Annotated in this window: 10 protein-coding genes and 1 pseudogene; 3 read left to right on the top strand and 8 right to left on the bottom strand. The window is 65.1% G+C overall.

Features of this window, described 5'->3' with window-relative positions:
* Window positions 1-57: 57 nt before the first annotated feature.
* Window positions 58-969: an SAM-dependent methyltransferase gene (locus tag ACFYQ5_RS03765; protein ID WP_389192597.1), complete on the bottom strand. Its 912-nt coding sequence runs from the start codon at window positions 967-969 to the stop codon at window positions 58-60.
* Between the two features lie 566 nt (window positions 970-1,535).
* Between ACFYQ5_RS03765 and ACFYQ5_RS03770 the strand changes: the two genes are divergently transcribed.
* A complete protein-coding gene (locus ACFYQ5_RS03770) occupies window positions 1,536-1,778 on the top strand; it encodes a flavodoxin-dependent (E)-4-hydroxy-3-methylbut-2-enyl-diphosphate synthase (protein WP_389192599.1) in 243 nt (80 codons plus the stop codon).
* Here the strand turns inward: ACFYQ5_RS03770 and ACFYQ5_RS03775 are convergent.
* Together ACFYQ5_RS03775 and ACFYQ5_RS03780 are read right to left on the bottom strand one after the other, a co-directional pair.
* Complete coding sequence (locus ACFYQ5_RS03775; protein WP_389192602.1) at window positions 1,775-2,059, bottom strand: LuxR C-terminal-related transcriptional regulator; 285 nt, start codon at window positions 2,057-2,059, stop codon at window positions 1,775-1,777. The genes ACFYQ5_RS03770 and ACFYQ5_RS03775 overlap by 4 nt on opposite strands.
* Window positions 2,060-2,836: 777 nt before the next feature.
* Window positions 2,837-3,112: a hypothetical protein gene (locus tag ACFYQ5_RS03780; protein ID WP_389192605.1), complete on the bottom strand. Its 276-nt coding sequence runs from the start codon at window positions 3,110-3,112 to the stop codon at window positions 2,837-2,839.
* A 1,241-nt stretch (window positions 3,113-4,353) separates the two neighbouring features.
* Here ACFYQ5_RS03780 and ACFYQ5_RS03785 point away from each other — a divergent pair.
* Window positions 4,354-4,737, top strand: coding sequence for an FKBP-type peptidyl-prolyl cis-trans isomerase (locus ACFYQ5_RS03785; RefSeq protein WP_389192608.1), 384 nt, complete (start codon window positions 4,354-4,356; stop codon window positions 4,735-4,737).
* 253 nt (window positions 4,738-4,990) lie between these two features.
* Here the strand turns inward: ACFYQ5_RS03785 and ACFYQ5_RS03790 are convergent, their stop codons facing one another.
* From ACFYQ5_RS03790 to ACFYQ5_RS03810, 5 genes and pseudogenes are all read right to left on the bottom strand, one after another.
* Complete coding sequence (locus ACFYQ5_RS03790; RefSeq protein ID WP_389192611.1) at window positions 4,991-5,149, bottom strand: hypothetical protein; 159 nt, start codon at window positions 5,147-5,149, stop codon at window positions 4,991-4,993.
* Between the two features lie 124 nt (window positions 5,150-5,273).
* On the bottom strand, window positions 5,274-5,714 hold the full coding sequence (locus ACFYQ5_RS03795; RefSeq protein WP_389192614.1) for a hypothetical protein: 441 nt from the start codon (window positions 5,712-5,714) through the stop codon (window positions 5,274-5,276).
* A 707-nt stretch (window positions 5,715-6,421) separates the two neighbouring features.
* Window positions 6,422-6,904, bottom strand: a complete 483-nt coding sequence (locus ACFYQ5_RS03800) for a hypothetical protein (RefSeq protein ID WP_389192617.1) — start codon at window positions 6,902-6,904, stop codon at window positions 6,422-6,424.
* A gap of 18 nt (window positions 6,905-6,922) precedes the next feature.
* Window positions 6,923-7,339: pseudogene (locus ACFYQ5_RS03805) on the bottom strand (DUF4246 family protein); the annotation flags it as partial.
* Window positions 7,340-7,517: 178 nt separating this feature from the next.
* The gene (locus ACFYQ5_RS03810) at window positions 7,518-8,747 is read right to left on the bottom strand and encodes a cytochrome P450 (protein WP_389192619.1); all 1,230 of its coding nucleotides are present in this window, start codon (window positions 8,745-8,747) and stop codon (window positions 7,518-7,520) included.
* A gap of 773 nt (window positions 8,748-9,520) precedes the next feature.
* Here ACFYQ5_RS03810 and ACFYQ5_RS03815 point away from each other — a divergent pair.
* A complete protein-coding gene (locus ACFYQ5_RS03815) occupies window positions 9,521-9,865 on the top strand; it encodes a DUF4180 domain-containing protein (RefSeq protein ID WP_389192622.1) in 345 nt (114 codons plus the stop codon).
* Window positions 9,866-10,381 lie beyond the last annotated feature (516 nt).

Here is a 10,381-nt window from a genome sequence, read left to right on the forward strand (position 1 = left end):
TGCCGGACTTGCCCCTCGCCCCGTTCCTTCCTCCACCCCACCTATCCGCGCGACCTCTTACTTCAGTTCGAAGCGCAGGAAACCCAGCCGCACGCCCCCGGCTTGCCATTCAGTACCAAGCGCCTGATTCGCCAGCAGAGATATCCTCAGCTGCCTGCGGTCAACCGGTGAGAGGCTGCTGTCACTGTCCAGTACCGCCTTCGTCCAGGCGGCACTCTCCTCCCAGAACGGTGCGGTTTCTGACGTGGCGTCGACGTCATCGACCAATTCAAAGCCCGCGGCCTGTGCGGCCTTTACGTAGTCGAGCACCGTAGCCGGTTTTGTGTAGAAGTATTCGGCCCACACATCGGCCCCGTGAGGGCGTGTGATGAATACTTCCTCGATGCACACACTCGCGCCAGGACGTAGCGCACGCGCCAGACGCTCGAACCACAGTGGACGGTCGAAATATCCGCTGCTCTCGATTGCTACCGCTGCGTCGTAAGGGCCGCCGTCCAGGGGAAGACGCTTCGCATCGCTGACGAGCGTGTGGACCCTCTCGCCCACACCGCATTCCCGCGCGAACCCGTCGACCACCGGGGCGTGTTCCGGCGCGTTGGTGACCGCCGTGACGTCGGCGCCGTATTCCTGCGCCCAGAAGAGCGAGCCCCCGCCGAGACCGCAGCCGACATCCAGGATCCTGCCCGACAGTCGCTGTTCGGCGTCCCAGATCTTGGCCGCATACCGCAGCAAACCTTCTTGATGCAGCCGTATGCTGCTGCGAATGGCATCCGGTGTCACATCGTCAGCACGCAGCGGCGCTTCGGAGGAAGGGTAGTGACCCACATGATAGTGAATCCTGGGCCCAGGCCCGTATTTGCGAACAAGCCTGTCTGTCTTGTCATCGTAGTATTGGCCAACTATTTTCACCTCATCCTGAGGGTCCAGCGCTGTTTGAGGTGAACTTGTAAGCTCATCCAGATTCGACACGGGTCACTCCTCCAGAGCTCGGATGCCGACGGCGTTGGCGAATGGCCTGCTGTGAACACTCCGTTCCGCGCTCGCCGCTATTTCTGCGAGGAAACCTGGTTCGGTAGGGATCCCGGACCGGATCCATTTTCATCAACTGTGCCGGCACCTTTCACATGTGCGAGAGTCGCCCGGCACTGCGGCAAGTAGGCGATCCATGAAGCCGCCTGCCTGATCCGGAATCCTGAGCGGTGCCGAAATCGAGTGGCAGCCATTGGTTTCCATCCTGAAGGGCAGTCCTGGTCGTGTCAACGATGTGGCGTGCGCATACTCGGGTTTGGGAAAAACCCCAAAGAAGGCGGCGTGGCACTGTATTTGGACTATTCTGTGGATTGGTGGCCGATGGGCGGCACCCGAGGCCGTACATCGTGTCCGGTTGTTAAGCCGGCGTCCAGCGGCGGATAAGGCTTCCCGAGGAGGGCTCGGTTTCCACCGACCGGCCTCGACGCCCTACCGGCGTCGGCGGGCATCGACGACCCCGGCACATGCACGGTTCACCAGAGAGGGAGGAGCATTGACGACCGCCGATGCGGGAATGCTTGCCGCGCGAGGACGAGGCCCTGCTCTCCGTGGCCGCGTGCCGGACCTCCCGTCAGGTCATGGCGGGCACGGTGCCGTTCGGCGGCGTCGCGCCGGTGTCGGTGCGGTCGACGACCACAATGTCCACCGCCTACATCGACGCGACGCCGCAGCAGATCGCCGAACTCGCCGCGGTGGGCTGCCGGATCGTGCGGGTCGCCGCGCTGTCGGCGAGCGCCCGCAAGTGTTAATCCACAGTTTCCCAGGCGATGCGCGGGGGCCACGCATCTGTTCGCAGAATCTGGAGGACGAACGCCCTTGAAACTAACGCGACACGATTCGGCGCCTGAAGCTTGTCGGACATGACGCGGATGTGGTAGTCGATGGTCTTCGAGCTGAGGTACAACTCTCTCGAAAGCCTCCCGCTGGTGAAGCCGGCGGCAACACCTTCCAGGATTCTGACCTGGATCGAGCTGGGTACCCAGCCACCGGCCGGCTGGGACACTTCGCAGCCATTCTGATCAATATCCATGGCACTCATCCATTCCGTACAGCCCGGCTGGGCCGTGTCCTTCGGATGACCTGATCGTTGGTTGATGTGTGTCGTCGGGTGATGCGCGACGGGCGAGCACCGAGTGGTTATCGCCGGGCCTGACACCGAGGTGGGGGCCGGTGGTGTGATCACCGGCAGGTGATCGACATGATCGCGGTCAAGTACCGCGCGGAGTCGCCATGGATGACCTCCACTGCCCTGCTCGCCCAAACCGACGCCGAGAAGGCCCTCGATTCCACCGCAGTCCGCTCGCGCTCGGCATCACGCATGGGGGCGCGTTGGCGCACCCGCATTCCGATCGGCCGTGGTCCCCGGCCGATCGGTCGGCCAGGGCCACACCGGACGTGGTCCGTAGCCACAAGGCGCACTCGTCCCGGGTGATCCGCGACCACCTGCGGCACGGTACCCGCGCGGTGATCCCGCAGCCGGTCGGCCAAGCAGCCCACCGCAAGCGTCTCGGCAGGCAGTCGTGGAGGCAGACCGCCGGCCTTCGGCTGCGGCACCTACGAGCAGCGCACCACCGTCGAGAGCTGCATCAACGATCTCAACACCCTTCTCCCTCACCACCTGCTCGTACGTCGCCGGCCCGGCGCCCAGACCCGGCCGGAGGGTGTGGTCGAGGGCCTGGCCGACGTGCACCAGAGCGAAAGCCTTGGCGAACGACTGGGCGATGTTCTTGATTCCGGGTGCGGAGTCGGCCACGGCCAGTTCCAGGGCGACCCCCAGGGATGCGTTTTCCGGTGTGAATCGCCGGACTCAGGCCGAATGCCCGCCACGCGGCCGGCCCCGCCCAAGGTCGTCGGAGTCCGCCATGTCGTCGTGCAGCGCCGCGTTGTGCGGCGGTTTGACCGCCGCCTGGACCCGTACGTCGTCAGGACGTATCCAGATTCCGACGGTGGCGGCCATCATGAGGCTTGCGCGGGTCATTTTCCCGGTGCTGGTGTTCTTCTCGATGAAAGCCGCCGTGGTGCGTGCTGTGTCAGCTGACATCAGGGCGGGCGATTTGGTGAGCGAGGCGATGCCCATACTCATCGCTGTTCGTCTCCAGCCGCGTGAGTGGTCCGTCCGCCTAGAATTCGCTGACGGAAGCATCAAGTAGTCGTCAATGTGATGAACATGTTGCAAGCGTGTCATGACACCTCATCACCTCCTGTCTGCTTCGCCGTGCAGTGGAATTCCGATGTGGAGGTGCGGGCAGTTTCCGGATGCCCGGCATCATCGCAGGTCATCCGGGTTCCTTTCCGGAATTCGGCTGGCTGCCGGAATTAGCCCTACCGGATGTGAGTCTCCGTGACCTGTCCCGGCCATGTCAACAACTTCGGCCAGCCTGGCGCGATCCATGCTCGGCAACCGGGCGTGCGGGCGTGGATACGGACGGTGCTGAACTCCTGTCTGATGCTCACGTTTTGGACTGTCTTGGGTGTTTTCGGAATCATGTAATTTCCATCCACGATTCGCCGGTATGACTCGGCGGGGTGGTGTGGATAGGTCGCCTATGCGATACCGGGGGTTGATATCTGTGCTGCTGGTCCCCTTCCCGTCGACTCGGCATGTGCATGCAGGGTGCGGGCCATTCGGGCGAGAAGCAAGCGGATGGGAATCGCGTTTCGGGCATCTATTGCGCCCGAACGGCAGGGCCTCTCTTTCGGTGGTGGCTGGAATTGTGTGTCTGCATCACTTCCGCGTGACGCCGCCTTCGCCGGGGTGCCTTTCGCGAAGGTCAACGCCCGATGTGCCGCGATGTACTGCACGAATGCGTCCGGTGAGCATTTTCAGCGCGCTGTCGGCTGTGACGCTCCGGGTTCGCGCACGCAGAGTTATGGGCCGAAAACTAGATCCTGCTGTCTCTTTGCGGGGATCGCTCAGGACGAACGACAGCAGTCGCAGGGCCAGTGCACAGCCTACGAAAAGCGAGCCCGGCGCCACCGATGCGCAAACTCGCCGTGATCAGCGTCCTCGTAGACCGACCCATTTCTGTAGTCAGGGCCTCCCTCGAGTAACGTGCAGACAAAACACGGCGGACGCGCTTCCTTGTAGTGGACACCGCCTGCACTCTGCCGCAGGTGGACGATATCCGCCCGGGTCGCGTCCGGCGGGCAGGTGCCTACGCGGTCACTCCGGGGGGCACATCGATCGGTCCTTGGCCCGTCTCCGGGGCCCGGGATGCACCTTGGAGCACGGGCATTGCCGTAGCGTGATCGCCTGCCGCATGGAATGTCCATGTGTCCGGTCGGCCCGTGCGAGGGATTCCGGTGGCGAGCGAGGAAACCGTGATGAGTGAACTGACGAAGCCCAGAATCGAGGTTCCGGAGGGGGCCGCGACCACCGAGTTGACGATCCGGGACCTCGTGGTCGGGGATGGACCCGAGGCGCAGCCGGGCAGGGTCGTCCAGGTGCACTACGTAGGGGTCACGTTCGCGTCCGGAAGGGAGTTCGACTCCTCCTGGGAGCGTGGCAAGGTCATCAAGGGCTGGGACCGGGGGGTAAGGGGGATGAAGGTCGGAGGTCGGCGCGAGATCGTCGTTCCCCCGCGTCTCGGTTACGGCAGGCAGTCACCCTCTCCGTTGATCCCGGCGGGCTCGACGCTGATCTTCGTCGTGGACCTGCTCACTGTGGTGGGCGGGCCCGCCGGATCGAGGCCCGGCTTGACCGGCTAGGACTGAGCCTGGCGCTCCTGAGGGAGTAGGGGCCGCCGTGTCGCTCCCACGTAAGGACTGACGCACCAGGGACCGGGCGGCCCTGTGACCTGGGACGCTGGGCGGGTTCACGTCGCTGACCTGCGTAAATGGCCTTTCGGCTGTTTCACGCTCGTGCTCGTTGGCGCGGCCGGAAGTCCCGGAACGTCCCAGAGGGCTCCCAGCCCGAGGCTCTTTCGGCTCTGGTCAGGGTGAGACAGCGCGGTGAGGGGGATCAGCCGCTGGGCGGGAAGCTGAGGAGTGGCTGGCTGCGCAATTGTCCTGACGGGAGCTGGCTGGCGATACGGGCGATACGGGCGATGCCGACGCCCTCGTCGTACAGGGGGTCGGCCTTGAGGAGCACGCGCCGTGTTTCCGGTTCGGCCTCAGTCATGGCTGCGGCGATGGGCGACATCGACCCGTAGCTGGGCACAGGCGAGCAATATGGGTCGCTCGTGCCAGGTCAGGTCGGTGTGGGCCCGACGGTTCAGTTCGACGCGAGTGCGCGCTGGTGACGGTCAGCGCCGGCCGGTGGTCAGGACGACGAGGAACTGGCCGCCGCCCGGCTCGATGTCGGCGGTCACCGGCAGCCCCGGTACGAGTCGGGAGAACCGGTCGACCAGCCAATCCGCCGCCTCTTGGGCGTCCCGCTTGGTCGGACAACGGCCCACCATCTCGCGGCCCCCCTTGCGTTCCAGCCTCCCGGCAACGGTGATCAGCGGCGCGGGTTCGACCACGTACAGTCGGTCCGGCCAGGCGATGACCACCTTGACCGCGCCCTTGCGGGTGTTGCATCCGCGGTGTGCGAGCCGCTCGGCGACCTTGGCCTTCCGGTCGGCAGTCCGGCTGTCGACGCTGGGCCCCCGCGGGTCGTTCACCGACTCGTCGGGGTCGACCGCTTCGTCACACACCCAGCACCGCCAGCCGTCGCGCTCGGCTACATCATCAAGGAGACTCATCCGAGCAAACTAGCCTGCCCGGCCGCCACCCCGCGCACCAGGGCCCCGGCGCAAGGTCTCACCACCGGCCAACAATGGTGCAATGCCTGGCAACCAGCGTCACCGATGCTCTGAACTGTGTGAATGCCGATACTTGATGGCCCATCAAGGCATCGTGGGCCGGGGCGCGGGTGAGGCAGAGTCGTCGGCGGCGCTGGTGGCGTCGGAGTACGGCAGCCGGTTGAAGTTGTCGACGTTCAGGCCGATGTGGCGTCCGGTGGTGGTGGCCTGGTTGCCCGGGCTGGTCGCGCAGCCCAGACGTTCGGCGGGCCAGCGACCGGTCGCACCGGCTACGGACGTCGTCGAAGGTGTCGAATATCTGAGTGGTGCGCACAGTCGCCTGTCCGTTCGCAGGTCACTGAGCTTCGCTTCACGGGAAGTAGGAAAAGATTCCACCGTCGCGGCAGTGAGTTCCTCCACCTCTCGCAGATCGCGGCGAGTTGCCGCAGCAGCGCGAGAGTTTGCAGCCCCATGGCCCGCTCGACCTGGGGCAGGTGTCTCATCTGCTGGAGCCGGAAGGCTTCGCGGAGGCGGTCGGCTTCGGCGTCGATGCCACGCTTACGGCCGGCCTTCTTCACCGGTGACCGCAGCTGGGTGCGGGTGAGTCTGGCGGCGCACGCCAGGTTCCCGAGGTGGTGGGAGCGCGGGCCTTCTGGCTGCGGGGTGGGTCACCCGATGCAGGGCTCCTCCAGCGTCACCACGACCAGCACCGGAAGATCGGCGTCCTGCTGGATCACACCGGCGGTCATGATCCGGTCGTGGAGGTTCCACTTCTTCACCCTGATGAACTCGTCCTTGTCAGCCGCCGTTTGCTCGGCCTCGGCGAGGTGGCCTGCGAGGGGGGATTCCTCGATCACGGGCAGAAAGTCGGCCAGCGCCTGCTCCCCCTGCTCGTAGACGGTTTCCAGGTCGTCGAAGTAGCCCGACTCGTCGACGTCGCGGATCCACACGGCGAACGAGACGCTGACCGCCCCACCGCCGAGCGTCTGGATCCAGCCCCCGACGCCGTCCTTGTCCCACGACGTCTCCACGCCCTCGCGGGGCTTGCCCCCGGGCGTCCACTCCTGAGCCGAGAACCGTGCCGCCGCCCCTTCGGCGGTCAGCGGGGCGAGGCCCCTGAGCTCTTCCAGCATTGCGATCACTGCAGCCATGAACTCATTCCGCTTGCTTCAGTGCCCGCAGAGGGAGAATTCTCGTTCGTAGGGTTGCTCGTTGTGCTCGTCGACGAAGAACTTGCGTTCCTGCATGAGTTGTTCGCGATAGTGATTGGCCTGTTCAAGCGTCATGGTCGGGGTGCCGGACCATGGTTGTTGCGGTGGCACATCGGATGTCGAGACGATCCTTTCCGTTTGGTCCACCAGAAAGAACGCGAGAATTTTGCGATAGCCCGGGCGGGTGGGGTCCGTGAGGCGGAATGATTCGACGCGGTGTTGCAGGATGTTCGGGAACGCCAGGCGGCGGCCGGCTGGGGTCGATGCCGATCCCAGCGTCTGGTTCAGTGCGTCTTCGTCCTCCAGGCCGTAGACCTCACGCAGACCGTTGTCATCGTTCTGTTCGTAGTGCGGGTCGTCGAGTGCCGCCCGTAGCCGCACATCACCATCGCCCGGCCCGGCTACGGGCCACTGAGGTCCGCGCAGCCGGGTGACCCCATCCGTACGCCCACACCCGGGGGTTGGAGCGAGACCGCGATGCTGTTCCTGCCGCGGTCACGCTCCTGTACAGCAACGGCCCCCGACCACGGGCGCCGAGCACCACCGGGTGGAGTCAGCCCTGTTCGGCGCCGAGCCACACCGGCAGAGACTTCAGCCCGCGCAGTGCCGTTCCCGGCTGCCAACGGAGGTCGGCCGGGTCTGCTGCCAGCCGGATGTGCGGGAACCGGTCGATGAGCCGGTCAAAGGCTATCTGTGCCTCCAGCCGGGCCAGCTGCGCTCCGACGCAGTAGTGGATGCCGTGACCGAAGGACAAGTTGGCGCCCGCCGGACGATGTATGTCCAGGCTGCTGCCATCGGGGAACTGGGACTCGTCCCGGTTGGCCGACGTGAGAGCGACCACCACCAGTTCGCCCTCCGGTATGACGACTCCGTCCACTTCGATCGGCTCGGTCGTGAACCGCAGCGACGACGTATTGACCGGGCTCTCGTAGCGAAGAAACTCATCGACCGCCCCGGGCAGCAAGGAGCGGTCCGCGCGCAGCGCGGCGAACTGGTCGGGATGGCGGAGCAGCGCGAACGCACCGTTGCCGATCAGGTTGACCGTCGTCTCGTTGCCCGCGACCAGCAGCAGGAACGCCATCGACACCAGTTCCTGGGTGTTCAGCTTGCCGTCGTCACTGGAGCGCACCAGACCGGTGAGCAGGTCGTCCGCCGGTTCGGACCGCTTGCTCTCGACCAACTCGTACAGGTACCCGAGCAGTGCCGTCGTGGCCTGCGCCATGCTCTCCGCATCCCCGCCGGAAAGCTGGCTGGGGACCCAGCCCTGGAAGCGTTCCTGGTCGTCGGCCGGAACGCCCAGCAGCTCGCAGATCACCGCCATGGGCAACGGGTAGGCGAAGGCGCGCATCAGGTCCACCTGATCCTTGCCCTCCATCGCGTCGAGCAGTTCAGTGGTGATCTCCTCGATCCGGGGACCCAGTTTCTCCACCGCTCGCTGCGTGAACACCTTGTTGACCTGCTTGCGCAGCCGGGTGTGGTCCGGCGGGTCGGCGTTCATCATGTGCGCTGCCAACTCGCTGGCGAACACCATGCCCGTCTCGCCGTCGGTCTTCCGCTGGATGACCTTCTGGCCGACCTCGATGTTCTTGGACAGGCGATTGTCGGTCAGCACGGACTTCGCGTCGTCGTAGCGCGTGACCAGCCAGACTTTGGTCCCGCCCGGCGCGATGACCTCACGGACCGGTGCCTCGGAGCGCAGGACGTCATACAAAGCATGCGGGTTATGCTCGAACTCCTTCTCGTCGATCTGGAGCGGAGCCGCGCCGTCAAGGCCGCTGGGCATGTTTCCTCCCGTATGTCAACCAAATCAGTAGTCACTAGTCAGTGCGCAATTACGAACGGGTCGTACGGGGAGCCGGTGCCGGTAGTCGATCACTAAACGCTGTGTCCCGCAAGACTTCCATGACGAGCGGAACCGGCCACGGGCCTTCACGAGAGATGCTGTCAGGCGACCGGTCGAGAAGGCGCAAAATGCCTCTGAGCTGCATCGAAAGGGCTTGCTGAGGGGTTTGTGCGGGGGAGCGGGAGAGGCGCTTCCCAGACATAAGTGAAGGCTTGCGGTTACCGCGCGCTCACGGCCTTCGTGGACCACGGTTCGTTGGTGCCGGCGAGCCCGGAGGCCGCGCTGCTGCGTCCGGGAGCGACGGCTCCGAACGCCTGACGACTGGACCGGGACGCCCGCACGGCCCCGGCCCAACTCTCCGAGCGCCACAGGCAGTTCCGCTCGTACCCGTCCGTACCCGTCCGCACCCGTCCGTACCGGTTCTCCCTCCGGCGTCGGGTCATCGGCCTGCCCGGCACGCGCCCGACCGGCTGCAACGCCGCTGGAAGAACCAGCGGTCCATCGAGGTTTCGCGACTGCGCCATAGGGTCCGGCCGGTCAAAAGCCCTGCGTGTGGCAGCAATGACTGAGTAACTACCTGAGCCGCTAAGGACCATTGACCCATGATCAGCTGTGTGTTAATTTTTTTGGGCGATCTGTGGCGATGATTGCTCTACCTGGGGGTCTGACAGTTGAGGGATTTACTGCAGGGGTGGCGCGAGGGGCAGGTAGTGATGTGCGATCCGGTGGGGTCCACAGTGGTCACTGCGCAGCATTCGTTGGAGTTAAACGGTGCGGCATTGCTCGACGCCGGGATCGCGCGCTATACATGCGAACCGCTGGACGAGAAGTTCTCCTTTCTCGGTACCCGCTTCGCAGGGGGAAACATGCGGGAGCTCGTCAATTGCCGACCGACCGTCATCGGCGATACCTCCCGCCACTTGGAGGACGGTGCCGCACCGCGCGCTCTGGTTCGTGAACCCGGTGCGGCACGTCATGCCCGATTCCTTCCTGACGTCGAGTCCTTCGATGCACGCCTGAGGGTCACAGGAGCGAAAACGCGGGGATTACACGCTTGACCTGGGGGGAAAGCGAGTCGTCGGTGGGTCCCGAAGGGGGCTCGGTTGTGTCCCTGGCGCGGCCGAGCCGAGGCTGCGCCGGCCCGGACATCTGGCCCCTACCTCTGCTGAACAGCCGCCCGGAACGCACCTCGAGCGGAAATAACCAGCTGTTGGCCGGGGCGTGACGACACGTCGACTGCATTTCGCCTGACGTCACCGAAGTGAGTGTCGACATGCCTTCGCGTCGCCACCGTTGCTGACCTCGGGCTTATGGGGCGACGTGGTCCCCGGCACACCTCCTGGCTTCTTTGGTCGCAATCGGGATGCGCGCACTGCGGTCTGTGAAAGTGCACGCAGCAGGGAAAGCAGCAGCCACCGTGGCCGCGCGGAGCTCGCGAATTCTGACAGCGGTACACCGGCTGCGGAGACCAACGGTCTGCCGCGGCGCGTCCAGGCAGCATTCACCGTTGGCAAAAGTTCATCAGGAGAAGGTCTGCCGGTTCGGCGTGCCCAGGTTCGGTAGTGGGCGGCCGT

The organism is Streptomyces sp. NPDC005794, from assembly GCF_042871445.1.
Lineage (GTDB): Bacteria > Actinomycetota > Actinomycetes > Streptomycetales > Streptomycetaceae > Streptomyces.

What these genes read in the sequence shown, in the direction of transcription:
- ACFYQ5_RS03790 (WP_389192611.1), bottom strand. Translation starts at nt 5,149, where the DNA reads ATGACTGAGGCCGAACCGGAAACACGGCGCGTGCTCCTCAAGGCCGAC.
- ACFYQ5_RS03780 (WP_389192605.1), bottom strand. Translation starts at nt 3,112, where the DNA reads ATGAGTATGGGCATCGCCTCGCTCACCAAATCGCCCGCCCTGATGTCA.
- ACFYQ5_RS03795 (WP_389192614.1), bottom strand. Translation starts at nt 5,714, where the DNA reads ATGAGTCTCCTTGATGATGTAGCCGAGCGCGACGGCTGGCGGTGCTGG.
- ACFYQ5_RS03785 (WP_389192608.1), top strand. Translation starts at nt 4,354, where the DNA reads ATGAGTGAACTGACGAAGCCCAGAATCGAGGTTCCGGAGGGGGCCGCG.
- ACFYQ5_RS03810 (WP_389192619.1), bottom strand. Translation starts at nt 8,747, where the DNA reads ATGCCCAGCGGCCTTGACGGCGCGGCTCCGCTCCAGATCGACGAGAAG.
- ACFYQ5_RS03775 (WP_389192602.1), bottom strand. Translation starts at nt 2,059, where the DNA reads ATGGATATTGATCAGAATGGCTGCGAAGTGTCCCAGCCGGCCGGTGGC.
- ACFYQ5_RS03815 (WP_389192622.1), top strand. Translation starts at nt 9,521, where the DNA reads ATGTGCGATCCGGTGGGGTCCACAGTGGTCACTGCGCAGCATTCGTTG.
- ACFYQ5_RS03800 (WP_389192617.1), bottom strand. Translation starts at nt 6,904, where the DNA reads ATGGCTGCAGTGATCGCAATGCTGGAAGAGCTCAGGGGCCTCGCCCCG.
- ACFYQ5_RS03770 (WP_389192599.1), top strand. Translation starts at nt 1,536, where the DNA reads ATGCGGGAATGCTTGCCGCGCGAGGACGAGGCCCTGCTCTCCGTGGCC.